Here is a 26750-nt window from a genome sequence, read left to right on the forward strand (position 1 = left end):
GCGCAATGGTGCGAAACAGCGCGAAACGGCGCGGTCGTCAGCGTGCGCAGGCCGCGTCTTCTTCACGTGTTTACGGCGGGCTGGCGGGTGACTTGAGTTGGCGCGGACTGGGGCAGTCTGTCGCAGCGGGTGAGGTTCGGTAAGGGGGCGTAACCCTCGCGGGCAGGACTTTTGGGAGCATCGTCACCGCTTTCGACGCTTCATTTTCCAGGTCCCGTTTTCGAGGTCCCGTTTTCGAGGTTTTACCCAGGGAGAACCCACACATGAAAAAACGCCCCCTTTCGCTTGCCGTGGCGGCCTGCATGCTCGGCACGACGCTGTCGGTCTTTGCGCAACCGGTCCCCGGCGACCCGCCTCCCGGGGGCCCTGCGCCACAGGAGCGGCCCGGCCCGCACGGCGACGGCCCGATGGGGCATGATGCGCGGCGTCCCGTGCCCCACAGCGACTGGCACCGCGGCGACCCTGTGCCGCCCGACTATCGCGATCCGCGCTATGTCGTGAACGACTGGCGCGCGCGCGATCTGGCGCCGCCGCCCGCCGGCTATCAATGGCTGCAGGTCAATGGCGAGTTCGTGCTGGTCGCAATCACGACCGGTGTGATCGCGACGATCCTGCTGGCCCCGCACCGTTGAAACCGGGGAGTACGTCATGACGAAACTGAAAAGGGTCTTTGCCGTCGCTGTGCTGGTCGCGTTGACGTCGACGCTCAACGGCTGCTGCTGGGGTTGGCCATTCTGTGGCGGACCCGGCGGCCCCGGTGGCGGCCCGGGCGGTGGGCCCGGCGGTGGCCCGGGAGGCCAGGGCGGTCCGGGATCGGGTGGCGGTCCGAGGGGCGACGTCACGGTGCCGCATGCGACCCGCGTCGCTTGAGGCCAACCTTCTGCGCTTGTTGTCCGCCATGCGAGCGTTGCCCGGGGCATCTGGGCAGCGCCCTCCAGCACGTGCGCCATGGCTCGCGTAACCGCCCTCGGCTTGCCGCACACGGGCGAAAATGAGGGCGAGCGGGCGCGCAGCGCCCGCGCTCCGATGCGCATAAGGACAATCGCGATGATCGACACAGTAGCCGCGCTGGCGGACCGGTTTGCCGGCCAGACGGCGCCCGGCTTTGCCGCCGGCTGGGACCAGCTCGTGCGGCTCTGGGAACTCATCGTGCTCGTCGTGCGCTTCCTGTGGGGCCTGCTGCGGTTTCTGGGCGGCGGCTGAAAGCCGGGCGTCATGCGAGGCGTACCGATCTCGGGTAACGTGGTGCGTCTTTGACGCGACCGAGGATGCCCGATGCTGCACGATTCCACCCAGCGTTTCACCGACCGCGTGGCCGACTACGTGAAATACCGGCCGTCGTACCCGCGCGAGGTCGTCGCGTTCGCGCATATCGACTGTGGTGTGGCGCCTCATGCGCGCGTGGCGGACATCGGCGCGGGGACGGGCATTTCGGCGCGGCTCTTTCTCGAGGCGGGACACCCCGTGGTGGCGGTGGAGCCGAACACGGCCATGCGCCACGCGGCGGACCAGTGGCTCGGCGGTTATCCGGGTTATCGCAGCGCCGCTGGCACCGCGGAGGCCACCACGCTCGGCGACGCCAGCGTGGATCTCGTCATCGCGGCCCAGGCGTTTCACTGGTTCGACGAAGAAGGCGCGAAACGCGAGTTCGCGCGCATTCTCAAGCCGCGCGGCGTCGTCATGCTGTTCTGGAACAGCCGGCTCGTTGCAGGCACGCCGTTCCTCGAAGGCTACGAGGCGCTGCTGCAGCGTTATGGCGTCGACTACCAGGAGGTGGCCGAGCGCTACGGAGACGACGCTGCGATGGCGCGCTGGTTCGGCGACGGCTTCGAGCACAAGGCGGTGTTCCCCAACGCGCAGCGACTCGATTTCGACGCACTGAAGGGCCGGCTGATGTCGTCGTCGTACGCGCCCAAACCCGGGCATCCGAACCATGAGCCGATGCTCGCGGCCCTGCGCGAACTGTTCGACGCGACCGCGCAGGACGGCACCGTGGAATTCGCCTACGACACGCGCGTGTACGCGGGCCGCGTGGCGGCCACCCCGGCGCGCTGAGGGACGAGGGCGGCCGGTCTGTCGCCCTGCTGGCCGGCCCTATGCCTTCATGCTCACGGCGAAAAATGCCCGCAGATCGGCCAGCACCTGGAGCGGCGCTTCTTCCATCGGAATGTGGCCGAGCCCGGGGTACATCACGCGTTTTGCGCCCGGAATGCGTGCCGCGAAGTCGGCTGCGTGCGCGGGCGGAATCCAGCGGTCCTTTTCGCCCCACAGCACGAGCGTGGGCACGTCGAGTGTCTTCAACACGTCCGTGTCGAGGTCCGCGAAGTCGAGCGTGGGCACCATCTTGCCGATGGCCTCGCGCGTGCCTTCGCCGTGAAAGAAGTCGACGTAGCGGCGCAGCGTGACGGCATCAATCTTGCGCGGGTCGCCGTAGACGTTGCGCACGGCGCTTTTCACGATGGCTTCGGGCAGCATCCATGGCGCGCTGAGACGCACGAGCGCATGGTTGAAGAGCGCAATGTAGACGGGCAGCTTCATCGGAAAACCGGCGGCGTCCACGAGCACGAGCCGCTTCACGGCGCCGCGATGCCGCACGGCGTAATCCCACGAGATCAGTCCACCTAACGAGTTGCCCACGAGTGTGGCTTGCCCGATGCCGAGTGCGCTCATGAAGGTATCGATGAAGCGCCGGTACATCGGCAGGTTCATCGTTTCGATCGCGCCGCGCGCCGAGCGCAGCGGCCCCGTCACGCCGAACGGCGGCAGGTCGAGCCGGATCACGCGATGCTCGCGCGCGAGCCCCGCCGCCACGACGTCCCAGGTATGCAGCGACGACGCGAAGCCGTGAATCATCACGATAGGCTCACCGTCGCCTGCGCTGCCTTCACTGCTTCCTTCATCAACGTAATGCACTTTCGCGCCCATGACGTCGATAAATTTCGAGCCGGTTTGCGTGTAGCGCTGCGCGACCACGTCGCGGGGCACGCTCACAAGGCCAAGGCGCTGCGCGAACGAGCGGGGCGGCAGCGCGCGTGCGCCGGCCGATGCATCGGGATGCGTGGAATCGAGGCTTGCCATTCATGTCTCCCTGTTCTTGTTGGTGGAGGCTGCGGTGTTTCTGATGCGGCTGGACAGGCACAAGCTCAGTACAGCTTCAGCACGTGCATAACGACATGCACGCGCAGCGAGCAGCAGCCCGTCCTACGCGAACGCTACGCCGTAAAGCGGTATTCGCTTTCGCGCACGCGCCGCGTGCGGCGCCGGAAGCTGAACGTGAAGCCCGGCCAGATCGACGTGTTCTTGCCGCTGCGCGTCTGATACCAGCTGTGACAGCCGGTCTGCCAGACGGTGCGCGCGAGCGTTGCCTGGAGCCGCGCGTTGAAGTCGTGCTGCACGTCGGGGAGCACGTCCATCGTGCGGGCACCGCGGCGTTCGAGCGCGCGAATGCAGTCTGCGATATAGCGGACCTGCGACTCGATCATATAGATCATCGAGTTATGGCCGAGCCCCGTGTTCGGACCCACCATCATGAAGAAATTCGGGAACCCCGCGATGCTCGTGCCCAGATACGCCTGCGGGCCATCGCGCAGCCACGCGCCGCTGAGATCGGCACCGCCCACACCGGTTACCTCGAACGGGGCGCCCACGTCGTTGACGTGAAAGCCGGTGCCGCAGATGATCGCGTCCGCGCGATGATGCGTGCCGTCCAAGGTCACCACGCCGTCGGCCACCACCTCGCGAATGCCGGTGGTGATCACGTCGACGTTCGGTTGCGTGACGGCAGGGTAGAAGTCGCTCGACAGCAGAATCCGCTTGCAGCCGGGCAGATAGTCGGGCGTGAGCTTCGCGCGCAACTGCGGGTCTTTCACCTTGCGCGCGAGGTAGCTGAGCCCGAACTGGCGCGGATACTTCATGAGCCCGGGGCTCACGACGAAGGCGATCGCCCGCGATTCGAGCCGCCAGTAGATCGTGCTGCGCACGAGGCGCTGCGTGAACGGCAGATGCCGGAACAGCCATTGCGCGCGGCGGCTCACGGGATGGTCGGGCTTTGGCAGGATCCAGGGCGGCGTGCGCTGGAAGAGGGCGAGATGACTCACGCGCGGCTGGATCTGCGGGACGAACTGGATGGCGCTCGCACCGGTGCCGATCACGGCCACGCGTTTGCCCTCGAGCGGCCACGCGTGGTCCCAGCGCGCGGAGTGAAAGAGTTTGCCCTCGAAGCGCTCCAGTCCTGCTATCTGGGGAAGCGCCGGGCGCGAGAGCGGCCCGGCGGCGCAGATCACGACGTCGGCCTCGACTGTTTCCGTTGTTTCTGTTGTTTCCGTTGTCTCCTGCGAATGCGTACCGTGCTGTGGGTCATGCGTCTGAAGCTGCAGATTCCAGACGCTGCGCGTTTCGTCATAGCGCGCCGCGGCGACGCGCGTGCGCAGCCGGACAAGCGGTTCGACGCCGTACTTGCGCGCGCAATGCCGCAGATACTCGAGAATCTCGGCCTGCTGTCCATAGGCGCGCGTCCACGCGGGATTCGGCTCGAAAGAAAACGAATACAGATGCGAGGGGACGTCGCACGCCGCGCCGGGGTAAGTGTTGTCGCGCCAGGTGCCGCCGATGTCGTCCGCGGCTTCGTAGAGCGCGAGCGGCGTAATGCCCATGCGCAGCAGACGGATCGCCATGCCGATGCCGGCAAAGCCGCTGCCCACGATGGCGATGCGCGGCATGGCGGACGAACCTGGCGAGCCAGGCGAGGTGAGCGGCATGCGATGGGCTCCAGCGGACGAAGGGACGGATGCGCCGGTGTCTTCAAGCTTCAGGTTTCAGGCGCAATGCGAGGCTTGATTTCAGGTGCCATCACATGCAATTGCACGAAGGCCGGCGTTCACGGCGCAGGGTAGACAAGTGTACACTTCGCGTCAAGGCGGCCCGTGGTTCAGGCGGCGCGCCGGAACGACATAACGGCTGCATTCAAACAGCGTTCAACTGACGAGACGGCACGCGCGCGTGGCATACCGGTCCCGCGCCGCGTTTCCGAGCCTGTCCTTCAAACCGCATGCAAACTGCTCCAGAGGAACCCGAACTCGCGCCCGGCAAGCGGCGCCTCATCGAAGCCGCGCTGCGTCTGGCCGCGGGCGGGCGCAGTCTCGCGACGCTCGGTATCCGCGAACTCGCGCGCGAGGCGGGTCTCAACCCCAACACGTTCTACCGCCACTTCGATACGCTCGACGATCTCGCGCGCGAGGCGCTCGAGTGGATCAGCGCGCGGCTGCGTCCGATGCTGCGCCGCGAGCGCTGGCTCGCCGCGCACGACGAACCGTTCAGCGTGCCGCGTCGCGCGTGTGCAGCATTCTTCGGTTTCGTGCTCGACCATCGCGACGCGTTTCTCTGCGCGCTCGCCGAGTACCACGGTACGTCGGCCGCGTTGCGCGACGCGGTGCGCAGCAATCTCAACGAGGTCTCGCAGGAAATGGCCGACGACGTCGTGCAACTGAACCTCGTGCCCGGTCTGCCACGCACGGCCGTCGATGAAATCTGCGCGCAGATCGTGCTCCAACTCTTCCATCTCTCGCACGAATACATCCATCACGCGACGCAGCGTGAAGCGCTCGTGGGGTACGCCGAGCGCTTCATCATGCGGCTCTTTGCGGGGGCGGCGATGCTCGCGCAGCACGATATGAGCTGAGCGCTGCCGCATCGAGTCGCGTCCGGCGTGCAAAAAGAAACAGGCTCCGTGGCGTGGGCCGCGGAGCCTGTGTCTGAGTGGCGCTGTCGGTGGCGGACGGGCTGCTCAGGTATCGTTCCAACCGCCCGAGTCGTCGTTGCCGAGATCGACGTTGCCGCCCGAGCTGTCGTCGTTCCAGTCGTTCGAGCCCTGACCGAAATCGACGCCTCCGCCGTTGTCGGCTTCGCGGCGGCGCCGTTCGTCGTCGACGATCACGTCGCGTTCCACCACGCGGTCGCGCCCGCTGTTGAGCGCCTCGCCGAGCAGCACGCCGGTGAGCAGCCCGCCCATGCCGCCGCCGAAACCGCCACCGCCTTGCTGGATGATCACAGGCGGCTGTTGTTGGGGTGGGGGCGCGGGCCAGGGGCCTTGCTGACCATAGCCGGGCTGTTGGCCGCGGCCGAAGCGTTCGTCCGCTTCGCGCGCGAACACGGATTCGCCTGTGCGGTCACCGGACGCTGCGGTCTGCGCGGTCTGCGCGTTCGGATCGGGCCGGCCCTCGGCGCGTGCCTTGAGGCTTGCCACCTGGCGCTCGAGCGCTTCGATCTCGTAGGGCGGCACGGGGTTGCTCGCATTCGAGAGCGCCTCCACCCGCTCGCGCAACTGAGCTTCGGTGGCTTCAACGTCCTTTTCGAGCGCCTCGTGACCCGGCGCCGTGGAAAGGCGCACGTCGAGCTTCAGCGAACGCACTTCGTTGAGCAGGTCGGTGGCGCGCTTGAGCTGCACGCGGCGATCGTCGTTGGCGCGCGTGTCTTCGCTCGACTTCGCGCGGCGCACGGTCCAGCGCAGCACGAGCGCAATGGCGACCAGCAGCACGGCAATGCCGATCCACATGCCCATCGAAGGACCGTGCTTCACCGGCACTGCGGAGAACGTGCCGGGCGGCGGCGTCTGCGCGGGCGCGGCCTGCTGGACGAACGGGTTGTCGGCGCGGCGCGTGGTCACGCTGCCGGCCCGCTGCGCGCTTGCGCGAATGCGCGCTTCGACCTGCGCGAAGCGCGATGGCGTCGTAAAGCGGATTTGCGGATCGAGCGACTTCGCCTGTTCGACCTGCGCGAGCGCGTCGCCGTAGCGGCCTTCGCGTTCGAGCACCTGGCCATAGAGGTAGTGCGCGTGGGCGTTGTTCGGATGCGCTTCGAGCACTTGCGTGAGGCCCGCGTCGGCTTGCTGCCAGTTGCCTTGCGACATGGTCGATTCGATCTGCTGGACGCTCGGCACCGCGAACGCGCCGCCGCAGATCATCGCGAGCGATGCAAATGCAGCGACTAGAAACTTTTTCATGATGTGGGCCGGGCGGTTTGACGCCCGTCTCCATGACAGTCGGGACAGGAAGGCGGCGCGCAAGGTGCGGACCCGCAAGCGCGCCGTGTGATGCATGAGCGCGGCGCCTTCCACTCGCACGGCCGCTTACTGGGGCTTATTGCGCCGGCGTATTCAACTGCTTCTTCAGCGCCTCGAGCCGATCGTCGACGGACGGCCCCTTGGTAAGCGCCGCGAGCTTGTCGTCGAGCGCCTTGCCGCTTGTCTCGTCGGCGGAGTTCAGACGCGCGTCCGAGCGTGCGTTCGAGAGCGCGACCTTGTCTTCGAGCTTCTGGAAGTCCTGCGAGAGGTTCTTGCCGCCGATGCCGCCGAGCGCCGTGGCTGCCACGTCTTTCGCTTCGGCGATCTGCTGCTTCGCCTGCAGGATGTTGGAGCGCGCGTTGAGGTCGTTGCGGCGCTGACGCATCTCGTCGATCTGCTGCTTCAGATGATCGACCGAGGGTTCGAGCTTCGCGAGTTCGGCCGTGAGCGCGTCGCGCTCTGCCTCGGCATTGGACTGCGCGGCAAGCGCCTCGCGCGCGAGCGCTTCGTCGCCGGATTGCAGCGCGCGCTTGGCGCCGTCTTCGTACTTCTTCGCCTTGTCGGCGGCCACGTCGCGCTTGCTTTGTTGCGTGGCGACCTGGGCCTGGATCTCGATCAGCGAGTTTTCCGCTTTCCCAATGCTGTCGTCGAGCTCGCGCACGATCTGGCGCGCGTCGCGCGACGGATCCTGGACCGATTCGGCAGCATCGTTGAGCAGACCCTTCAGCGTGCGCGAGACAGAATCAAAAAGCGACATGAATTCCTCCGTGGATTGAAAGCGGCGCGCATCGCGGTGAGGCGGCGCGCCGTGCATGCGGGGCCCTTCAGCTTACGCTGTCTGGAACGGACCGCGCATGCAGCGCGCAGATCGGGGCGCCTTGCGAGATTGCAATAGCGATGAGTGCCATCGCAGCTTGCGGTACAGCGCGACGCGCGGACACGAAACGCGTGGGGAGTTGCGCTGTCGGCAAGGCCCGAACTGCTCGCGGATATTACACCACCGGGTCGCTTAAACAGGTCTTAAAGGGGAACGATAAACCGGCCTTAAAGGGGGAAATCGGGAAGCGGTCTGGCGTGCCACACGGGCAGCGGCGCGCAAGCGCGCGGCAAGCCCAATTGCACGAGGCCGCGCAGGCGTCTCACGCGAAATGTCCGCCTTCGGGCGCTGTGCCGGAGAAGGGTAGATCGTCGCTGTCGGCTTCCCTGCGCGTGGCCGTTGCGGCCCGCTTTGCCGCGGCTGCCGCTGGCGCCCCGCGCCCGGGCGCTTCGCCCGCGAGCGCATCCGCCACCTGCGGAGCAACAGCATGCGACCCGCTCGATGCGGCTTCTGCCGCGGCCACGCGCGCCACCGCGTTTTCGACGTCACGCAGCAATGCTTCGTCCGGATCGGGCGGAACCGACAGGTCCGGCAGCGGCGGAAGCGCAGGCGGTTCGGGCAAGGGCGGCAAGACGGCAGCGACGGGTGAAGCAGGGGGCGGCAAGGAACTCGCCGCAGCGTCGCCCGGACTTCTTTCCGCTGAGTGCGTTGTTGCGCGCGCCCCGGCTCTTGCCGGATCTTTGGCAGCACCTCGTTCCCCGTTGAGTGAGCCGTTAAGTGCCCCGTTGAGTGCGCCAGCGCCGCCTTGCGCAGTCCGCGTGTGTGCCGTGACCTTGCGCAGCGCTTCGGCAAGCGCATCCGGCTCACGCGGCGCATGGAGTCGATCCACGATGCTTGCCGCCTTCACCTGGTCGGCCGTGCCGCCATAGGCGAGCACCGCCCGCCGCATCAGCTCGCTCACGCTGATGCCGAGCTGTTCTGCGCTTGCGGCTATGGCGCGCTTCTGCGCAGGCGTGACGAAGACGACGATACGTTCGCTGGGCTTGTTCATGGTCGGCTCGTTTGCGATCGGCTCGCGGGAATAAGGCCTCGATGGAAAAACGGCGGACGCGCTAGACATTGCGCGTCCATCATACGGCGACGCGGGCTCTCGTGCGCTGTCGCAGATGGGGCCCGACTGGCATAGGGCTCGAAGGCCCCTTGAAGACGACCCGAAACGGGCATGCCAAGAAAATATCGTGCCATCAAAGGCTTGCCAGGTTTGCAGAGGCATTGTCCCCAGGCTTTTCAACAATTTCTGTTGATAACCCGACACTTTGGCAAAGCCGTGTCGGCCGGGCTTGTGCCGAGGCGAAGTGGCAAAGCGGCGGCGGGCTACGACAGCGCGAAGGTAAGCCCGGGAACTTTCGCAAGGAAATTCTTACAAAAAAAGCGCGTAGCAGCCCGCGCGAATTCTTTAAAATGCGCTGTTGCACTGCGCCGGGATACCGCATTCCAGCGCGGCGTGGCCGGACGGGGGCGTAGCCGGCCATGCGCCTTAGTTTCGTGTTCGTTGCGCTTTCGCCTCTTCGCGCGCCGTACCGCGTACGAGACGCGCCAGGCAAGGTGAGGCGCAGTCCGCGTCACACGCCATGACCACGATCCACACGCGTGCGGCCGCACGCAGCAGGGGTGCAAGAGACACCTCCGAACCATTCCAGTCATGCCTATCATCAAACGACCGTCTTCCCCGCGCTACCCGTCCGACGATCGGGAACCTTCCTTCCACTCCAGCCGCCAGCCGCAGGGCCGCGAACCGCAGCGACACACCACGTCGCGCGATGGTGTCGACCGTGGGCGCTCCATCGGCCGCTCAATCGCGTTGTGGTTCGTCGGGTTGATCGCCACGCTCGCCGTCGTCGGCGCGTTGATCGTGGGCTACGGGCTCGTGGTGATGGCCCCGCAATTGCCCTCGCTCGATGCGCTCACCGACTACCGGCCGAAGGTGCCGCTGCGCGTCTACACCGCGGACCACGTGCTGATCGGCGAGTTCGGCGAAGAGCGCCGGCAACTCGTGCGCTTCCAGGACATTCCGGACGTCATGAAGAAGGCGGTGCTCGCCATCGAGGACTATCGCTTCTACGAGCACGGCGGCGTCGACTTCGTGGGCATTCTGCGCGCGGGTTTCACGGACCTGCTGCACGGCGGCGCCTCGCAGGGCGCGAGCACGATCACGATGCAGGTGGCGCGCAACTTCTTCCTGTCGAGCGAGAAGACCTACACGCGCAAGATCTACGAAATGCTGCTCGCCTACAAGATCGAGCGCGCACTCACGAAGGACCAGATTCTCGAGCTGTACATGAACCAGATCTATCTGGGCCAGCGCGCCTACGGCTTTTCGGCCGCTGCGCGCGTGTACTTCGGCAAGGATCTCAAGGACATCACGCTCGCCGAGGCCGCCATGCTCGCGGGCCTGCCGAAGGCGCCTTCGGCCTACAACCCGGTGGTGAACCCGCACCGCGCGAAGGTGCGTCAGGAATACATCCTCAAGCGCATGCTCGACCTCGGCTACATCACGCAGCCGCAATACGAAGCCGCGGTGAAGGAAGAGATCCACACGAAGGCCGCGGGCAACGAGTACAGCGTGCATGCCGAGTACGTCGCCGAAATGGTCCGGCAGATGATGTACTCGCAATACCGGGACGAAACCTACACGCGTGGGCTCACGGTGACCACGACCATCGACTCCGCGGACCAGGAAGCCGCCTATCGCGCCGTGCGCAAGGGCGTAATGGACTACGAGCGACGCCACGGCTATCGCGGACCGGAGGGCTTCGTCGAATTGCCGGCGGCGGGCGACGATCGCGAGCAGGCGATCGAAGATGCGCTCACGGATCACCCCGATAACGGCGAGATCGTCGCCGCTGTGGTGACCGAAGCGAACCCGAAGACCGTGAAGGCGCAGATGCTCGACGGCACGGGCGTCACGGTGACGGGCGAGGGGCTGCGATTCGTCGGCGCGGCGCTGTCGCCGCGCGCGGGCCAGGCACTGCGCATTCGGCCCGGCTCCATCATCCGGCTCGTGGCCGACGCGAACGGCAACTGGCAGATCACGCAGCTGCCGCAGGTGGAGGGCGCGCTCGTCTCGCTCACACCGCAGGACGGTGCGATCCGCGCGCTCGTGGGCGGCTTCGACTTCAACAAGAACAAGTTCAACCACGTGACCCAGGCGTGGCGTCAGCCGGGTTCCAGCTTCAAGCCGTTCATCTATTCGGCCTCGCTCGAAAAGGGCCTGGGGCCAGCCACCATCATCAACGACGCGCCGCTGTACTTCCCGCCCACCACACCGGGCGGCGATGCCTGGGAGCCGAAGGACGACGACCAGCCCGACGGTCCGATGCCGATGCGTCTTGCGCTCGCGAAGTCGAAGAACCTCGTCTCGATCCGCATCCTCTCGTACATCGGCACGAAGTACGCGCAGGACTACGTGACGCAGCGCTTCGGTTTCGACGCGGACAAGACGCCGCCGTATCTGCCGATGGCGCTCGGCGCGGGGCTCGTCACGCCGTTGCAGTCGGCGGGCGCGTATTCGGTCTTTGCGAACGGCGGCTACCGGATCAACCCGTATCTGATCAGCGAGGTGGACGACGCGCACGGCCAGCCGCTTTCGAAGGCGCAGCCGCTCGTGGCCGGACAGAACGCGCCGCAGACGCTCTCGCCGCGCAACGCGTTCGTCATGAACAGCCTGCTGCACACGGTAGCGACCTCGGGCACGGGCGCGGGCACCAACGTGCTGCATCGTTCCGATCTGCAGGGCAAGACGGGTACCACCAACGACGCCAAGGACGGCTGGTTCGCGGGCTACCAGAAGACGCTCGTCGCGGTGGCCTGGATGGGCTACGACCAGCCGAAGAGCCTTGGCAGCCGAGAGTTCGGCGCACAGCTCGCGTTGCCGATCTGGGTGGAGTACATGCAGCGCGCGTTGCGCGGCGTGCCGCAGGAAGAGCCGCCGCAACCCGATGGCGTGACGGTGGTGAACGGCGAGCTGTATTTCGCCGACATGACGCCCGGCAACGGTTTCGTTGCGAGCATCGGCATGGACTCGGGCGCGGCATTGGCCGGCGCGAGCGACGCGACAGGCAACGTGGGGCCGGCCGGAATGTCGCCGCCCGCCGTCAGCTCCACCGAGAAGAAGCAGATCATCGATCTGTTCGAATCCAACAAGCCTTAAACGCTGTAGCAACACTCGTTGAACCTGCCCCGGCGCATTTCGCATCGCATGCCGAAAGCGTCGGCGGCTCAACGGGTTAGGGCATTTGTCGGCGAGTTTTCAACAGGCTCTTCAACACAATCTGGGGATAACTGTCCGGCAGTGCGTCACCATCCGCGCGGACGCCTGACGCAGGTGGCCCGCACTTGTCTCTCCGCTTAGACGCTCCAGGCGCTCACGCGCTGGTCCGGCCCGCCGCCCACGCGATCACATCTTCAAGCCGGTCGTTTCCCCAGAACATCTCGTCGCCCACGAAGAACGTCGGCGCGCCAAAAATGCCGCGTTCGATTGCGGTCGCCGTTTGCGTGCGCAGCTTCGAGCGGTGCTCGTCGCTCTGCGCCGCGGCAACGATCTCGTCGGCAGGCAAGCCCAGGCGGTTGAGCGCTTCGTGTACGGCTTCGGGCGTGTCGATCTCGCGGTCCTCGGCGAAGTTCATCTGCATGATCTCGCGGCACCAGGCACCGATCCACGGCTCGCTCGCGGCGAAGGCGGCCACCCGCATGGGCAAGAGCGCGCGGCGCGGAAAGGCGGACGGCCACGTCCACGGCAGACCGTATCTGGCGCACAGGCGCTCCATGTCGCGTTTCACGTAGGCGCCTTTTTCCTTCTGCACGACGAACGGCGGTCCCGACCAGCCGAGCCGCTCGAACACGGGCCCGAGCAGGAACGGTTGCCATCGCACCGGGACGCCGGCTTCGGCAGCCGCCTGTTCGATGCGCATGACGCTCAGGTAGCTGTAGTTGCTGGCGAAGTCGAACCAGAAGTCGATTTCGCGCGGCGCGGTGGGCGCGGTGGGCGTTGAGGCGGGTCGTTCGGACATGGCGACGTCTCCGGGTTCGCTACGCCGCAAGCATAGCGCTGTCGGGGCACCCGAGCCGACGGTCAGCGCGCTGCCGTGCTCTCGCTATTGCCTGTATCGCCGCTCGCTCGCTGCGCAGACGCGGCGGGTGCCGCCTCTGCGCGAGGCGCGGGCGGATCACCCATGGCCTGGAACAGTGCCGCCGTGTCCGAGAGACGCGCGCCCGTATAGCGGATCTCATCGAGCTGCGCGTTGTGCCACTGCTGCTCCGCGGAGCGCGCAGCCGACGGCGGCAGCGCGCCAAGACGCTCGCGCGCAGCGGTCTCGCGGAATGCGCCTTGCGCCGCGCGTGCCGCGGTGCCCGCCGCCGCGAGCGCCTCGGCGTCGTGTTCGAGCGCGGCGAGCGTATTGGCCACGTTCTCGAATGCGGCAAGCACGGTTTGCCGGTATTGCGCGACGGCCGCGTCGTACGATGCGACCGCGGCGCGCCGTTGCGCGAGGAGCGCTCCACCATGAAACACCGGCTGCGAGAGCGACGCGCCCACGCTCCACAGCGCGCCCGCGCCGGAGAGCATCGCGGGCCAGCTAAAGCCGCCTTTGCCCATCGACGCCGTGAGCGAAAGGCTCGGAAACATCTGTGCCGTGGCCACGCCGACGTCGGCTGCCGCGGCCTTCAGCGCGGCACTCGCGGCGAGGATGTCGGGACGCGACTGCAGCAGGTCCGAGGGCACGACGACAGGCACGTCGCGCGGCACGTCGAGGCTCGCGAGATCGAGGTCGGGCGGGGCGGCGTCGGGCGTGCGGCCCATGAGCACCGCAAGCGCGTGGCGCGTGGTGAGCCACTGCTGGCGAAGGCCGGGCAGGCCAGCCGCGAGCGACGCGGCGTTCTGCTGTGCAGCCAGCACATCCGCGTGCGCGACGGCACCAAGCGCGTAGCGCTTCTGGCGGTCGCGTGCTTCGTCGTTGGCGAGTGCGACGAGCCGCTCGGTGGCATCGATCTGCGCGTGCAGCGCCGCCGCCGAGATCGCCGCGGACACGATGTTGGCCGCCAGCGCCCGTCGCGCCGCATCGAACTGGAACGCCTGCATGCCGACGCGTGCCGCGAGCGCCGCGTTTTCGAGCCGCGCCGCGCCGAACAGGTCGAACGTGTAGCTCGCCTGCAACTGGCCGACGAACACGTTGTAGAGCACCGTGTTTGGTCCTGCTTCCGGAATGCCGAGCGCGCGCTCGCGCGTGGCCTGGCCGCCTGCGTCGATGGAAGGCAGCAGCGACTTGCCGATCTGCGCGCGCAGTTGCTCGCGGGCCGCCGCGAGGTTGTGGTCCGCGGCGGCGAGCGTGGGGCTGTTGCGCAAGCCCTCGTCGACGAGCGCATCGAGTGCATCGGAACGGTACAGCTTCCACCATTCGGGCACGGGCGTCGCGCCCACCACGAAGGTCTGCGCGACGCCTTGCGCGGACACGGTCTGCGCAGGCTGCGCCGCCGCGCCGTAGTGTTCGGGCTGCGGCATGGCCGGCGGATTGCCGTTCGGACCGAAGGAACAGGCACTGAGACTTGCCGCTGTCGCGATGGCGAACGGGACCACAAGCGTCTTCATGATCAGTTCCCCGTATGTTCGTCGGACGCACGCGGGCGGCGCTCGCGTTCGTTCTCACGCTCGCCCTCAGTTTCGTCATTGCGCACGCGGAACGACGCCGCATAGAGCGCGGGCAAATAGAAGAGCGTGAGCACCGTGGCGCTCGTGATGCCGCCCATCAACGCCGTCGCCATCGGCCCGAAGAAGTTCGAGCGCAACAGCGGTATGAGCGCGAGCACGGCAGCTGCCGCGGTCAGCGTGATGGGCCGGAAACGCCGTACGGTGGCGCCCACGATCGCATCGAAGCGCCGGTGGCCCGCCGCGATGTCCTGTTCGATCTGATCGACGAGGATCACCGAGTTGCGCATGATGATGCCGAACATCGCGATCACGCCGAGCATCGCGACGAAGCCGAAGGGCTTGCCGAAGAGCAGCAGCGTGGCCACCACGCCGATCAGGCCGAGCGGCGCCGTCAGCACGACCATCAGCACGCGCGCGAAGCTCTGCAGCTGGATCATGAGCAGCGTGAGCACGGCGATGATCATGATCGGCATCTGCGCGTTAATCGACGCCTGGCCCTTCGCGCTTTCCTCCACCGAGCCGCCCACCTCGATGCGATAGCCCACCGGCAGCGTGGCGCGAATGGGTGCGAGCGACTGGTCGATGCTTTTCGTCACGTCGATGCCCTGGGCGTTGCCCGTCACGTCCGACTGCACGGTGAGCGTGGGCTGCCGGTCGCGTTCCCAGATCACGCCGTATTCGAGGTCGGGCTTCATGCTGCCGAGCGCGCCGAGCGGCACCGGACCGTTCGGCGTGGGCATGGCGAGCGTCGTCAGGCGCTCGGGGTCCACGCGTTCGCGCTGCGGGGCGCGCAGATCGACGCTGATCAGCTTGTCCGCCTCGCGATACTGCGTCACGGTGTAGCCCGAGAGCGTCATGGCGAGAAAGCTGGCGATGTCTTCCGAACTCACGCCCAGTTCGCGTGCTTTCTTCTGGTCGATCTCGAAGCGCATCGAACGTTCGGCCGGTTCGTCCCAGTCGAACTGCACGTTGACCGTGCGCGCGTCGTCGCGCATCTTCGAGGCCACACGTTCGGCGATGGAACGCACCGTCGCGATGTCGTCGCCGCTCACGCGGAACTGCACGGGATAACCGACAGGCGGTCCGTTCTCGAGCCGCGAGAGCCGCGTGCGCAACGCAGGGAACCTGTCGCGCAGCATGGGTTCGAGCCAGCGCGCAAGCTTCTCGCGCTCTTCCACCGACTTCGCCGTAATCACGAACTGCGCGAAGTTGGGCAACTGCAACTGCTGGTCGAGCGGCAGATAAAAACGCGGCGCGCCGGTGCCGACGAAGTCGATGCTGTGATCGATCTCGGGCCGACCTGCAATTGCTTGTTCGAAACGCCTGGCCTCGCGCAGCGTCGCCTCGAACGACGCACCTTCGGGTAGCCGCAGATCGACGAGCAATTCGGGACGGTCGGAGCTTGGGAAGAACTGCTGCGCGACCTGCGTGAAGCCCGCGAGCGACACGATAAAGAGCGCGACGGTGATGGCCAGCACCACGAAGCGTCGCTCGATGCACCAACTGACCCAGCCGCGCAGGCGGTCGTAGAAGCGTGTGTCGTAGATGTCGGTGTGCTCGTGGTCGTCGTCGTGTCTGGCGGGATCGTTGGCCGCGTGCGCCGGCCGTTTGCGTTCAGACAGCAGGTGATAGCCCAGCAGCGGAATCAGCACGACGGCCGCGAGCCACGACGCGATCAGCGCGATGGCGGAGACCTCGAAAATGGAGCGCGTGTATTCGCCGGTGCTCGACTTCGCGAGCGCGATGGGCAAAAAGCCCGACACGGTGACGAGCGTGCCCGTGAGCATCGGAAACGCGGTGCTCGTGTAGGCGTAGGCCGCCGCGCGCGTGCGATTCCAGCCTTGTTCGAGCTTCACGGCCATCATTTCGACGGCGATGATCGCGTCGTCCACGAGCAGGCCGAGCGCCAGCACGAGCGTGCCGAGCGACACCTTGTGCAGACCGATGTCGAAGAGGTACATGCAGAGCGCCGTGACGGCGAGCACGACCGGAATCGAGATCACCACCACCATGCCCGTGCGCACGCCGAGTGAGACAAGGCTCACGATCAGCACGATGGCAACGGCTTCGGCCACGGCTTCGAGAAAGTCGTCGACCGAGCGCGAAACCGCATGCGGCATGCTCGACACCTGCACGAGCTTGAGTCCCGCCGGTAGCCGCGCCTGCAATTCCGAGGTCTGCGCGTCGAGCGCCTTGCCGAGGCGGATCACGTCGCCGCCCGGCTGCATCGTGATGCCGATGCCGAGTACGGCTTTGCCCCCGGAGCGCATCTGCGTGACGGGCGGGTCGTCGTAGCCGCGCCGGATCACGGCGATGTCGCCGAGGCGAAACGAGCGGTTGTTGATGCGCACGAGCAGATCGGCGAGCGCTTTGACGTCCTTGAACTGGCCGCTCGGGCGCACGAACACACGGTCGTCGGCGGTGGTTAGCGTGCCCGCAGCCGCGACGGCGTTCTGCGAATTGATGGCCTGCGCGAGCTGCTGCGGCGTGATGCCGAGGCGCGTCAGCTGCGTGTTCGATATCTCGATGTAGATGTGCTGGTTCGGGTCGCCGAAGTAGTCCACTTTCGCGACGCCGGGCACGCGCAGCAGCACGGTGCGCAGCTGGTCCGCGTAGTCGTGCAGCTGCGCCGGTGAAAAGCCGTCGCCTTCGAGCGTGTAGATGTTGGTGTAGACGTCGCCGAACTCGTCGTTGAAGAACGGGCCTTGCACGCCGGGCGGCAGCGTCGCCGCCATGTCGCCCACCTTCTTGCGCACCTGGTACCAGGTCTGCGGCACCTCCTTCACGGGCGCGGAGTCTTTCATCGTGAAGAAGATCAGCGATTCGCCGGGGCGCGAGTAGCTGCGCAGGAAGTCGATATAAGGCGTTTCCTGGAGCTTGCGGCCGATGCGGTCGGTGACCTGTTCCTGGACCTGACGCGCGGTGGCGCCGGGCCAGAAGGTCTGGATCACCATCACGCGGAACGTGAAGGGCGGGTCTTCGGACTGCGCGAGCCGCGTGTAGGCCAGCACGCCGAACAACGTGGCAAGCACGATCACGAACACGACGAGCGCCTGGTGGCGCAGCGCCCATGCCGAGAGGTTGAAGCGTTGGGTGGGGCCGGCTTCGGCGGCTGTGCCCACGCCCACGCCTGAATGGGTCCCTTCCTCGCGTGCGGCCGTCATGACGCGAAGTCCTCAGGATGCAGTGGCGCCACGGGCCGGACCTGCTCGCCGGCCGCTACCGTATGCACGCCTTGCAGCACGACACGCTCGCCGCTCGCGAGCCCCTGCGTGACGGCGATGGTGCGCTCGCCGTAGCGCGCCACGGTGACGCGGCGCAGTTCGAGTGTGCCCGTGTCGGCTGCGGCGCCTGCATTGGCCGCGTTCGCCGTCTTTGCAGCGCTGGCCGCCTGGCCGGCAGGGCTGTTCATCCGCACAACCCACACGGCCGGCGCGTTGCCGTCGTGAAAGAGGGCCGTGGCGGGCAGCGTGAAGGTCGGGCCGCTCGACTGCACGAATGGGGTGGATTGGCCGGCCTGGCTGGCTTGGGGCGACTGGGAAGCTTCAGCGCCCGTCATGCCATTCGCACTCGCGAAAACGACGTTCGCCGTCATGCCGAGCCGAACGTCGGCGCCCGCATGATCGAGCGTGAGCTTCACGCGATACGTGCGGCTCTGCGGATCGGCCGCAGGCGAGACTTCGCGCACGCGCGCAGCGAAAACGCGGCCCGGCAGAGCCGGCAGCGTCACCTGCGCCGCGCGTCCGGCCGCAAGGCCGCCCACGGCGTTTTCGGGCACATCGCAGACCACGTCGATGTCGCCGGTCCAGGCCAGCGTGTAGACCGCCTGGCCCGCCGCGACGTTCTGCCCCGTATCCGCCTGCTCGGCGGTGATCACGCCGTCATGGTCGGCGTGCAAGGTGGCGTAGCGAAGCTGGTCGCGAGCGAGCGCGGCTTGCTGCGCGGCCTGGTCGCGCTGGGCGGCGGCGGATGTGTAAGCGTCTTCGGTCTGTTCGAGCTGAGCGGGCGCGATCAGTTGCTCGCGCGCCTGGGCGCGGTCACGATCGAGCTGCTGCTTCGCATACACGAGCCGATGCTGTGCCGCCTCCAGCTGCGCCGCGGCGCTCGCGGCGTTCTTCTGCACGTCGGCGGGGTCGAGCTGCGCGACGGTCTGCCCGGCCTTCACGGTATCGCCGAGGCGTACGCGCCGCTCGACGATCTTGCCGCCGATGCGAAACGACAGCGGCGTCGAATAGCGCGACTGCACCTCGCCGGGCAGCGACGCCATGACCGGCGCGCCATCCGGTTGCACCGCGACGGCGACGACGGGCCGCGCCGCGGGCGCGATGTCGGCCGGCTTGTGGCAGGCGGAGAGGAGGGCGAGGGGGGCGACGAGGGCGAGGAAAAGCGTCCGGGTGCCGCGGCGCAGCAGCCGCGCGGTGTCGCGCGTGGGTACCGCAGCCCCGGCGCGGCGGGAGTGTCTTGTTGCGAAGGGCCATACGTCACAACCGGGATGATTCACATCGACCTCGACTGGAGAAACGGCCCCGCGCCGACGCGAGCGGCGCGGGGCCGGACGCGGCAAAAGACGAGGCAAAGGCAGAGCAGAAAGCAGGGCATAGCGGCAGGCCACGTCGATCGCGATCCGATCTCGAACAAAGAAGTGGAGCGACGGCAACGCTGCGCGCATTCCGACTACAGCGCTGGATTCTAATACAGTGTTGTATCTGAGTGTGAGGATGCATCCGATTTTTTGTCCCGGTGCTAGACTGCGCACATGAAACGCAAACGACTCACTCGCGAGCAAAGCCGTGACCAGACGCGCCAGCGTCTGCTCGACGCTGCGCAGGCGATGTTCATGAAAAAGGGATTCGTTGGCGCAAGCGTGGAAGACATCGCGCTTGCCGCCGGCTACACGCGCGGGGCGTTCTACTCGAATTTCCGCAGCAAGCCGGAGCTTCTGATCGAGCTGCTGCGGCGCGACCACGAGGAAATGGAAGCCGGGCTCAACGCGATCTTCGACCCGGCACTCACGCGCGAGCAGATGGAAGCGAAGGTGCAGACCTACTACAGCCGTCTGCCGCAGGACAACAAGTGCTTCCTGCTATGGGTAGAAGCGAAGCTGCTCGCGGCGCGCGAAGCGCGGTTTCGCGTGCGCTTCAACGAATTCATGAAGGAAAAGCGCGAGCACCTGGCGGCCTATATCAACGAGTTCGCGCGCCGCGTGGGCACACCACTGCCGTTGCCGGCGGACGTGCTGGCGCTGGGACTGATCGGGCTGTGCGACGGCGTGCAGTTTCTCGCCACGGCAGACCCGCAGAACGTCTCGGAGCCGTTCGTGGAGAACGTGCTGGCCGGTTTCTTCAGCCGCGTGGTGTTCGGGCGCATCCCGTCTGCCGGCGGTGAACCCCAGGCGTGACACTCGCGATTGCGCTCGCCTGCGCTGCCCGCGGTCAGACCGACAACCCCGGCCCGTAATTGCTGCCGATCAGCCGCGTGACGGCCGCAATATCCGCGTAATCCTGCTCCGGCAGCCCGTCCAGCATCGTCAGCACTTCATTGCTCGCGCCCGCGGCGCGGGCCGTGTCCACAAGCGCGTCCTTGTTCGCCGGCCACGCCACTGCGCGCAGCACATCGGCGATTTGCAGGTCGATGGATTCGTCGGGAATGTTCGAAGAGGGCATGCTCGCGTTCCTTGTTGGCGATCCTGAACGGCATAGTAAGGCTGCGTCGGCAGCGGGGCGATGCGGCTTGGTGTCTTGGCTGCGGCCGGACAGGCCTCGCACGCCGTTCACGTCCGCAGATGCTCGTGGGGCGCCGCGAAGTGCCCGAGATGCCGCGACGGCGGTAACGTAATGTGCTGCCAGCGTTGCGGGCCCACGTTGGCGTCGACGGGAACGTCGGGCGCGGGCGGGGCGACGGGAGCCGCATTCGCGAGCGCCGCGGCGTCGGCGGCGAAGGCAGGGGGCCGGGCAAGATCGGCGAGATTTTCGCGCGCGGTGTGAACCGGCGCGGCGAAACACGAAGCCGACAGCAACACGGCGGTCATCAGCGTCGAGGTTTTCATCGCTCGACCTCCTTTCTCATGCAGCTCCGTGGGAGCTGCAGCAAGTGCCGTGCCATTTCATCCGCGCTCGCCGCGCTTCGCGCCGTTGCACGGCAGCGGCGCCGTGCCGGCACCCCATACAGGGCGGCCGGCGCACGTACGCCTGGCCCAAGCCTTTCGCACGGCACAAAGCGCGCCGCAACAGCCTGGAAAACGTACGGGATACCTCATCATGGCAGGATGCCAAAAACGCGTCGCGAACGAGCGTTCGATATTCCGGCCACCGGCACGAAGGCGGTCGTTCGATGCAGGTTCAGCGCCGGTTAGTCATCGTTTCGTCGTAGTTTTGTGGGCTCTTTGGTGGGCACCGACGAAGCTTCCCCCGGTTCCTGCAGGCCTCGCCGCGCGCGCCGTGAGCTGCTTTCAGCGCAGCACGTCGAAGCGCGTCCACGGCCACGATGGCCGGTCGCGCATGTAGCCGTTCAGCCAGTTCCACTGCGGATGCCGCTTCATGAACGACTGGGCGTCGAACGGCCGTCCGCACGGATGTCCCCAGCGCGCCCAGAAGGCAAGGTCGCGGGCCATCTCGCTGTCTACCACCTTGCCGTCGTTGGCGCCCCATGGGTTGAACGGGCCGTGATCGGTACCGCCGAAGCGCGCGTCGTCGAGTTCCAGGTGACCGCAGATGGTGCGCGAGCACGGGTTGTCGCTGCGGTCGAGATAGACGTCGTGATGGTCAGCGATCATCTGCTTGGCGACTTCGATATCGATCTTGCCGCGATGCAGTTCCTCCAGCTGCATGAAACGCGTTCGGCGCGCGCCGTTCTTGCGCACGTCGGTGTAGTCCTCGCCCTCGCCGGTGCATTCCTGGTTGCGGATCTTGAGGTCGGTGGCCGTGTTGTAGCCGCTGTAGAAGCCGTCTTTCGTGCTCTCGAAGCCCGAGTAGTGCAGCCCCAGTTCGTAGCGCGCAATCTCGCCCGTCTTCGTGTCGCCCAAAAGCCAGCTGTTGGCGTAGCCGCCGTTGTTCGCCACCGCGAACATCTCGCACCATTCGCCGATGCTGTTCGCGTATTGCGTGGCGCGCCGCGATCGATAGAACTCGGGTGCGCCGGCCGGGTTGTAGCCCACGAAGTTGGAGATGGTGGTCTCGGTCACCATGAGGCCCGCGGAGGTAACCCAGAAATCGGTGAGGCTGGAAATGCAGCCGGGCAGCCCCTGCATGAGGATGCGATGGCCGCTGTCCGGCACGATATCGAACACAACGTTGAACGCGTCGCCCGCCGCGTAGCGGTCCCACGAGTTGTGCGCCATGACGATGCGGCCGTCGCGCGTGGCGCTGCCTGTGGCGATGAAGGCGCTGCAATGATGGCCGCGCCGGCCGCGCCAGGGCTTCGCGGCCAGATGGGGCTGCTGCGCCGCCACATGCGTGGGCCACCAGCTTTGCAGCAGATCCATGTAGCCGTTCCACGCGAGCACTTCGGAGAACGGCAGCTTCGCGCCGTCGGCGATGCCCTGGATTTCGTCGGCGTATTCGGTGTCGAGTCTCGGCGCGAACTGCGAGACGGCCGCGTTGACGAAGGTGTCGAAGTCTTCGCCCGTGTCCCATTTCGCGAGATAGCGCGCGGTGCGGATGGCGTTCTGGATTTCGGCCGCGAGCAACTGGCCATGCTGCTCGCCGCGGTCGTACGGCTCGCCTTCGATATGCAGGAAGATCCAGCCGGCGTGATCGCGGCGTACGGCATCGATGGACGGTTCGCTCATCTTCGCTCCGGGACTGCGCTGTCTCCGGCCTGCACGGCGCGCCCGGCAATCCGCGCGGCATGCGGCTTCTGGTTCGCTTGGTTCGTTCATTGTAGAGAATCTGTCCGCCGATGCCAGCCCTCGCGGCCGCGCGCCATCGGGCGCTTGCCGCGCCGCACGGGCTTCTGCGCGCACATGCCGGATGGCGCCAGGGAAAATGCCGAGTGGGTTGCGGGCAAGGCCGCAGTGTGTGTGCGAAACAGGTCGCCAGCGAAAAGCGTCGCCGGCGCTCAGCGCACCGGGTTCATGCGGCAGTACGCATCGAGCAGCGACGTCTTGTAGACCACGCCCGCCAGCGTCGGACACTGCAGGCTTTCCACCACGGGCAGCCGCTCGCCCTGGAACGCCATGAAGTGCTGGAGCGCGACGCCGATCGGCATGTCGGGCGTGAGCACGTCGAATTGCGACTGAAGGTAGTCCGCGGCGGTTTTGGTGGACGTCTCGCGCTTTTCGAGCAGGTCGGAGGTGATGTCCTTGAGCGCGACGACGCCCAGAAACCGGTTCTCGCGATCGGTCACGTAGAGGTACTTCACGGGGTATTCGAGGAACACGCGCGTCATGTCCTGCACGGTCGCGCTGGGCGGCACGACGGTGGCCGCCGGGCGGATCAGTTCGCGCATCTGCGTTGCGCGCAGTCGCATGCGCTCCTGCTGCTCGCGATTGCGATGCAGCGTGATGTCGTACATCGAGGTCTTGCCGATCGCGCGCGCCACGAAGTACGCGACCACGCACGAGAGCATGAGCGGCAGGACCACCTGGTAGCTGAGCGTCATCTCGAAAATCATGAGGATCGCCATCAATGGCGCTTGCGTCGCGCCCGCGAGGAAGGCGCCCATGCCGACCATCGCGTAGGCGAACGGCGCCGAGGTCGCATGCGGCCAGAGCGCATGCATGCCCTCGCCGAACAGCGAGCCGAGCACTGCGCCCACGAAAAGCGTCGGCGTGAACACGCCGCCCACGGCGCCCGAGCCCACCGTCGCCGCCGTGGCAACCAGCTTGAAAATCACCACGGTGGCGAGCGCCGTCCACGTCCACGGCGAATGCAGGATGGAGTTCACGACGCTATAGCCGTTGCCCCACACCTCGGGCACCCAGACCGAGAGCACCCCGACCACGAGCCCGCCGAGCGCGAGTTTCACGGGCAGCGGCAGCGCGAGCCGCGCGAAGCCTGCCTTGGCGCCGTCGAGCAGCCGCAGGAACTGCGGCGCCATCGCGCCGCACAGAACGCCGAGCGCAACGAACAGCAGCACTTCGAGGCCCGCGATAGGCGGGAACACCGGCATCTGATAGGGCGGGCTGTAGCGTGTGAACTCGCGCATCGTGATGTTCGCCACCACCGACGACACCACCACCGGCCCGAAGCTTTCCATCGCGATGGAGCCGAGCACGATTTCGGTGACGAAGAACGCGCCCGCAATCGGCGCGCTGTACGCCGACGTGATACCGGCCGCCGCGCCGCACGCAACGAGCAGGCGTAAACGCGGCGGGTCGAAGTGGACCCAGCGTCCGATCAGCGAACCGGCGAGCGCGGCGAGCTGCACCATGGGGCCTTCGCGGCCGATCGAGCCGCCGCTCGCGATCGTGAAGAGCGACGACGCGCTGCGCCACAGGCTTTTCCAGACCGGCACGACGCCATCGCCGATGGCCACCGCTTCCATGTAGTCGATATGGTTGCCGCGCTCCGAACCGCGGCGTGCCACGAGGAGCAACAGGCCCGCCACGAGACCGCCCAGGGCGGGCAGCACGATGCGCACCGCGGGCGGCAATCCGCGCGCGATCGCGACGAAGCTGCCTTCGGTACCCGAGAACACCAATTGCAGCAGCGCGATCGCCTCGCGAAAGGCGATGGTCGCGAACGCCCCCGCCATGCCGACGATCACGGACCAGACGAGCATGGTGTGCGCGTCCGAGAGGCGGAACAGGGTTTGAGCGCGGGTGCGCAGTTTCAGCAGGAAGGACAGCACGGGCGGCGGTCGGTCGGGAAAGGTTGGAGGAGGGCCGCGCGGGCGGGCGTTTCAGGGGCCATGGGATCTGGCGCAATGAGTTCTGGGCGACGAGTCTCGCGCAATGAGTCGGGTGCGATGAATCCTGCGCAACGAACCGGGCACAACGAACCCGGCGCAACGAGCCGAGCGCAAGAATAGCATCGCCGTCGCGCAATGCGATGCCTTGCGCGGCTCGGTGCAATCCGCGGCGCGCCCTTCAGCGCGAAGCTTTGTCGAGCTCCGGGTAGTGCCGGAAGATGCACTGCTCGTTGTGCGGCAGACGACGATCCGAGGCGAGGTAGGCCGCGATGTTCGGGCGCGTCATGACGGCCTGATAGAGCGCGGCAAGCCGCGGGTACTGCTCGTCGAAGCGCTTCGTTGCCTTCGGGAACGCGTAGCGCAGGCCGTCGATCAGCTGGAACATCGAGAGGTCCACGTAAGTGAGCGCGCTGCCCACGAGGTGCTGGTCGCCCTCGGGGTTCTGCCGCAGCACGCGTTCGAAGTAGCGCATGAACTTCGGGATGCGATGGTCGATGAAGTCCGAGGCGCGCGTCTTCGCGGCTTCCTTCTGGTCTTCGTAATAGAGGCTGCTCGCGAGCGGGTGATGCGTGTCGTGGGCCTCCGTCACCATGTCGGCGATGGTGAGCTGCAGGCCGTTCGCCACGTAGCGCAGCCCCTCGTCGCGCGGCAGGAGGCCGAGCTTCGGGCCGAGGTACAGCAGGATATTCGCGGTTTGCGGAACGATCAGGTCGCCGTCTTTCAGAAAGGGCGGCGCGAAAGGCGGATGCGGCTCCGAGCGGCTGCCGAGCACCGCCATCATGGCGCTCGTGCCGAGCCCTTCGTCCTCGGGGCCCCGCGCAATCTCCACGTAGTCGGCGCGCGCTTCTTCGAGCGCAAGCCGCACGAATTCGCCACGGCCTTGCAGGCCGTCCCAGTAATACAGTTCGTAGGCCATCGATCGTTCTCCGGTGTTGCCGCACAGGAAGGGATGCGAGCCGACAGTATCGCGCGGCGTCGCCCGGCGTGCTGAATATGCCGGATGCGCCGAACGTGTCGGCGAACATCTCCAGATGCGGCGTGCCGCGCGCGAAAAACGACGCCCCCCCTGACGACGAACGCCCCGACGACGAACGCCCCGCACACGGCGGGGCGCTCAGAGGCAAGACCGACGAGGGGCGCCGGGGCGGTCGTTCCATTCAACGAGGGCGTCAGTGGAAGATGCGCAGCACGCCCCACGTAATCGCGAAGCCGCCGAATATGAGCCAGGCGTAGACAATGAGCCCCGCCGTCAGCGCACGCGGACCGGCCTCGCGGATCTGCGACACGCGGGTTTCGATGCCGAGCGCCGTCATGGCCATGGTGAGGGCGAAGGTGTCGAGCGTATCGAGCGTCTGCGTGGCCGCGGCCGGCAGCACGTGCATCGAGTTCACCACGACGAATGCGAGGAAACCGAGCGCGAACCACGGCACGGCGATCTTGCGCGCCTTGGGGTGGGCGGCATGGCCCGATGTGTGTCCATGCGTGTGCTCATGCCCGTGCTGATGCGAACGAGCGGCGTCGGCGGCTTCGTGTGCTGCGCCGCTCACCGTGCCGCGTGCCGTGCGGTTGAGCCACACGCCGAGCAGCAGGAGCACCGGTACGAGCAGCATCACGCGCGTCATCTTGACGATGGTGGCGATATGCGTGGCTTCCGGGCTCACGTTGCTCGCGGCGCCCACCACCTGGGCCACCTCGTGAATCGTGCCGCCGAAGAAGAGCCCCACGCCTTCGGTGTCGAGCGGCAGCCAGCCGGCGTGGTAGAGCACGGGGTAGAGGAACATCGAAAGCGTGCCGAACAGCACCACGCTGCCCACGGCCATCGCGCTCTTGTGCGGCTTCGATTGCAGCGTCGATTCAAACGCGAGCACCGCAGCCGCGCCGCAGATGGCGCTGCCGGCCGCCGTGAGGATCGCCGTGTCGCGGTCCAGCTTCATCAGCTTCATGCCGACCCAGGTGCCGATGGCGAGCGTGCTGACCACGACGAGTACCGACACCGTGAGCCCCGGCAGTCCCACCTGGGCGATTTCCTGCAGGCTCACGCGCAGCCCGAAGAACGCGACGGCAATGCGCAGCAGCTTGCGCGCGGAGAAGTTGATGCCGGCGTTCCAGCTTTCGGGCATGCCGTCGCGCAGCGCATTGCCGTACACGGCGCCCGCGACGATCCCGACGATGAGCGGGCTCATGCCGAGCCCTGCAATAGCCGGCAGCGAAGCGAGGCTCGTCACGGCCGCCGCGAAGAGCGCGACGAACAGGATGCCGTTAAGTTGACCGCGCGTCGACGAGCCGGACGCGAGCGCAGGGGTAGAGGCGGTGGACATGATGAT

21 protein-coding genes are annotated in these 26750 nt (G+C 66.9%); 6 read left to right on the forward strand and 15 right to left on the reverse strand.

From position 1 onward, the window contains the following. The first annotated feature begins 263 nt into the window (after positions 1-263). The 3 genes from P2869_RS07885 to P2869_RS07895 all read left to right on the forward strand — a co-directional run bounded on the left by P2869_RS07885 (position 264) and on the right by P2869_RS07895 (position 2055). Positions 264-632: an RcnB family protein gene (locus P2869_RS07885; protein ID WP_277597947.1), complete on the forward strand. Its 369-nt coding sequence runs from the start codon at positions 264-266 to the stop codon at positions 630-632. 415 nt (positions 633-1047) lie between these two features. Beyond that, on the forward strand, positions 1048-1203 hold the full coding sequence (locus tag P2869_RS07890) for a hypothetical protein (protein ID WP_017775951.1): 156 nt from the start codon (positions 1048-1050) through the stop codon (positions 1201-1203). 72 nt (positions 1204-1275) lie between these two features. Continuing rightward, complete coding sequence (locus P2869_RS07895; protein WP_126879368.1) at positions 1276-2055, forward strand: class I SAM-dependent methyltransferase; 780 nt, start codon at positions 1276-1278, stop codon at positions 2053-2055. Between the two features lie 39 nt (positions 2056-2094). Here P2869_RS07895 and P2869_RS07900 read toward each other — a convergent pair whose 3' ends face one another. After that, positions 2095-3078 (reverse strand): alpha/beta hydrolase, encoded by a 984-nt coding sequence (locus P2869_RS07900; RefSeq protein ID WP_277597948.1) that lies wholly within the window; start codon positions 3076-3078, stop codon positions 2095-2097. Between the two features lie 134 nt (positions 3079-3212). Beyond that, complete coding sequence (locus P2869_RS07905) at positions 3213-4757, reverse strand: NAD(P)/FAD-dependent oxidoreductase (protein ID WP_277597949.1); 1545 nt, start codon at positions 4755-4757, stop codon at positions 3213-3215. 290 nt (positions 4758-5047) lie between these two features. Here P2869_RS07905 and P2869_RS07910 point away from each other — a divergent pair, with 290 nt between their 5' ends. Beyond that, positions 5048-5677, forward strand: a complete 630-nt coding sequence (locus P2869_RS07910; RefSeq protein WP_277597950.1) for a TetR family transcriptional regulator — start codon at positions 5048-5050, stop codon at positions 5675-5677. Positions 5678-5782: 105 nt separating this feature from the next. Here the strand turns inward: P2869_RS07910 and P2869_RS07915 are convergent, their stop codons facing one another. The 3 genes from P2869_RS07915 to P2869_RS07925 form a co-directional block, all read right to left on the reverse strand. After that, complete coding sequence (locus tag P2869_RS07915; RefSeq protein ID WP_277597951.1) at positions 5783-6997, reverse strand: tetratricopeptide repeat protein; 1215 nt, start codon at positions 6995-6997, stop codon at positions 5783-5785. Between the two features lie 136 nt (positions 6998-7133). Next, the gene (locus tag P2869_RS07920; protein WP_277597952.1) at positions 7134-7814 is read right to left on the reverse strand and encodes a PspA/IM30 family protein; all 681 of its coding nucleotides are present in this window, start codon (positions 7812-7814) and stop codon (positions 7134-7136) included. A 382-nt stretch (positions 7815-8196) separates the two neighbouring features. Next, positions 8197-8925, reverse strand: a complete 729-nt coding sequence (locus P2869_RS07925) for a hypothetical protein (protein WP_277597953.1) — start codon at positions 8923-8925, stop codon at positions 8197-8199. Positions 8926-9576: 651 nt separating this feature from the next. Here P2869_RS07925 and P2869_RS07930 point away from each other — a divergent pair. Beyond that, positions 9577-12084: a penicillin-binding protein 1A gene (locus P2869_RS07930; protein WP_277597954.1), complete on the forward strand. Its 2508-nt coding sequence runs from the start codon at positions 9577-9579 to the stop codon at positions 12082-12084. Positions 12085-12298: 214 nt separating this feature from the next. Here P2869_RS07930 and P2869_RS07935 read toward each other — a convergent pair whose 3' ends face one another. The 4 genes from P2869_RS07935 to P2869_RS07950 form a co-directional block, all read right to left on the reverse strand. Then, positions 12299-12943 (reverse strand): 2-hydroxychromene-2-carboxylate isomerase, encoded by a 645-nt coding sequence (locus P2869_RS07935; protein WP_277597955.1) that lies wholly within the window; start codon positions 12941-12943, stop codon positions 12299-12301. A 62-nt stretch (positions 12944-13005) separates the two neighbouring features. Then, complete coding sequence (locus P2869_RS07940; RefSeq protein WP_277597956.1) at positions 13006-14517, reverse strand: efflux transporter outer membrane subunit; 1512 nt, start codon at positions 14515-14517, stop codon at positions 13006-13008. A gap of 2 nt (positions 14518-14519) precedes the next feature. Further along, positions 14520-17741 (reverse strand): efflux RND transporter permease subunit, encoded by a 3222-nt coding sequence (locus tag P2869_RS07945; RefSeq protein WP_277597957.1) that lies wholly within the window; start codon positions 17739-17741, stop codon positions 14520-14522. Then, positions 17738-18988, reverse strand: coding sequence for an efflux RND transporter periplasmic adaptor subunit (locus P2869_RS07950; RefSeq protein ID WP_277598074.1), 1251 nt, complete (start codon positions 18986-18988; stop codon positions 17738-17740). Before P2869_RS07950 ends, P2869_RS07945 begins: the two co-directional genes overlap by 4 nt. 345 nt (positions 18989-19333) lie before the next feature. Between P2869_RS07950 and P2869_RS07955 the strand changes: the two genes are divergently transcribed. Then, positions 19334-19975 carry a TetR/AcrR family transcriptional regulator gene (locus P2869_RS07955; protein WP_017775936.1) on the forward strand — a complete coding sequence of 214 codons (642 nt, stop codon included), beginning with the start codon at positions 19334-19336 and terminating at the stop codon, positions 19973-19975. Positions 19976-20009: 34 nt separating this feature from the next. Here P2869_RS07955 and P2869_RS07960 read toward each other — a convergent pair whose 3' ends face one another. The 6 genes from P2869_RS07960 to P2869_RS07985 all read right to left on the reverse strand — a co-directional run bounded on the left by P2869_RS07960 (position 20010) and on the right by P2869_RS07985 (position 26744). Further along, positions 20010-20240 carry a DUF2795 domain-containing protein gene (locus P2869_RS07960; RefSeq protein WP_042298739.1) on the reverse strand — a complete coding sequence of 77 codons (231 nt, stop codon included), beginning with the start codon at positions 20238-20240 and terminating at the stop codon, positions 20010-20012. A gap of 107 nt (positions 20241-20347) precedes the next feature. Further along, positions 20348-20623 carry a hypothetical protein gene (locus P2869_RS07965; protein ID WP_277597958.1) on the reverse strand — a complete coding sequence of 92 codons (276 nt, stop codon included), beginning with the start codon at positions 20621-20623 and terminating at the stop codon, positions 20348-20350. 402 nt (positions 20624-21025) lie between these two features. Further along, positions 21026-22363, reverse strand: coding sequence for a C45 family peptidase (locus tag P2869_RS07970; RefSeq protein WP_126879376.1), 1338 nt, complete (start codon positions 22361-22363; stop codon positions 21026-21028). A gap of 269 nt (positions 22364-22632) precedes the next feature. After that, positions 22633-24366 (reverse strand): ClcB-like voltage-gated chloride channel protein, encoded by a 1734-nt coding sequence (locus P2869_RS07975; protein WP_277597959.1) that lies wholly within the window; start codon positions 24364-24366, stop codon positions 22633-22635. Positions 24367-24604: 238 nt separating this feature from the next. Then, positions 24605-25342, reverse strand: a complete 738-nt coding sequence (locus P2869_RS07980; RefSeq protein ID WP_017775931.1) for a glutathione S-transferase — start codon at positions 25340-25342, stop codon at positions 24605-24607. Positions 25343-25595: 253 nt separating this feature from the next. Beyond that, the gene (locus tag P2869_RS07985; protein ID WP_017775930.1) at positions 25596-26744 is read right to left on the reverse strand and encodes a YeiH family protein; all 1149 of its coding nucleotides are present in this window, start codon (positions 26742-26744) and stop codon (positions 25596-25598) included. Between the last annotated feature and the right edge of the window lie 6 nt (positions 26745-26750).

Source organism: Paraburkholderia sp. SUR17 (assembly GCF_029536165.1).
Lineage (GTDB): Bacteria > Pseudomonadota > Gammaproteobacteria > Burkholderiales > Burkholderiaceae > Paraburkholderia > Paraburkholderia kururiensis.

What these genes read in the sequence shown, in the direction of transcription:
- P2869_RS07985 (WP_017775930.1), bottom strand. Translation starts at nt 26,744, where the DNA reads ATGTCCACCGCCTCTACCCCTGCGCTCGCGTCCGGCTCGTCGACGCGC.
- P2869_RS07915 (WP_277597951.1), bottom strand. Translation starts at nt 6,997, where the DNA reads ATGAAAAAGTTTCTAGTCGCTGCATTTGCATCGCTCGCGATGATCTGC.
- P2869_RS07935 (WP_277597955.1), bottom strand. Translation starts at nt 12,943, where the DNA reads ATGTCCGAACGACCCGCCTCAACGCCCACCGCGCCCACCGCGCCGCGC.
- P2869_RS07885 (WP_277597947.1), top strand. Translation starts at nt 264, where the DNA reads ATGAAAAAACGCCCCCTTTCGCTTGCCGTGGCGGCCTGCATGCTCGGC.
- P2869_RS07980 (WP_017775931.1), bottom strand. Translation starts at nt 25,342, where the DNA reads ATGGCCTACGAACTGTATTACTGGGACGGCCTGCAAGGCCGTGGCGAA.
- P2869_RS07970 (WP_126879376.1), bottom strand. Translation starts at nt 22,363, where the DNA reads ATGAGCGAACCGTCCATCGATGCCGTACGCCGCGATCACGCCGGCTGG.
- P2869_RS07965 (WP_277597958.1), bottom strand. Translation starts at nt 20,623, where the DNA reads ATGAAAACCTCGACGCTGATGACCGCCGTGTTGCTGTCGGCTTCGTGT.
- P2869_RS07960 (WP_042298739.1), bottom strand. Translation starts at nt 20,240, where the DNA reads ATGCCCTCTTCGAACATTCCCGACGAATCCATCGACCTGCAAATCGCC.
- P2869_RS07930 (WP_277597954.1), top strand. Translation starts at nt 9,577, where the DNA reads ATGCCTATCATCAAACGACCGTCTTCCCCGCGCTACCCGTCCGACGAT.
- P2869_RS07890 (WP_017775951.1), top strand. Translation starts at nt 1,048, where the DNA reads ATGATCGACACAGTAGCCGCGCTGGCGGACCGGTTTGCCGGCCAGACG.
- P2869_RS07920 (WP_277597952.1), bottom strand. Translation starts at nt 7,814, where the DNA reads ATGTCGCTTTTTGATTCTGTCTCGCGCACGCTGAAGGGTCTGCTCAAC.
- P2869_RS07900 (WP_277597948.1), bottom strand. Translation starts at nt 3,078, where the DNA reads ATGGCAAGCCTCGATTCCACGCATCCCGATGCATCGGCCGGCGCACGC.
- P2869_RS07940 (WP_277597956.1), bottom strand. Translation starts at nt 14,517, where the DNA reads ATGAAGACGCTTGTGGTCCCGTTCGCCATCGCGACAGCGGCAAGTCTC.
- P2869_RS07955 (WP_017775936.1), top strand. Translation starts at nt 19,334, where the DNA reads ATGAAACGCAAACGACTCACTCGCGAGCAAAGCCGTGACCAGACGCGC.
- P2869_RS07945 (WP_277597957.1), bottom strand. Translation starts at nt 17,741, where the DNA reads ATGACGGCCGCACGCGAGGAAGGGACCCATTCAGGCGTGGGCGTGGGC.
- P2869_RS07905 (WP_277597949.1), bottom strand. Translation starts at nt 4,757, where the DNA reads ATGCCGCTCACCTCGCCTGGCTCGCCAGGTTCGTCCGCCATGCCGCGC.
- P2869_RS07925 (WP_277597953.1), bottom strand. Translation starts at nt 8,925, where the DNA reads ATGAACAAGCCCAGCGAACGTATCGTCGTCTTCGTCACGCCTGCGCAG.
- P2869_RS07910 (WP_277597950.1), top strand. Translation starts at nt 5,048, where the DNA reads ATGCAAACTGCTCCAGAGGAACCCGAACTCGCGCCCGGCAAGCGGCGC.
- P2869_RS07895 (WP_126879368.1), top strand. Translation starts at nt 1,276, where the DNA reads ATGCTGCACGATTCCACCCAGCGTTTCACCGACCGCGTGGCCGACTAC.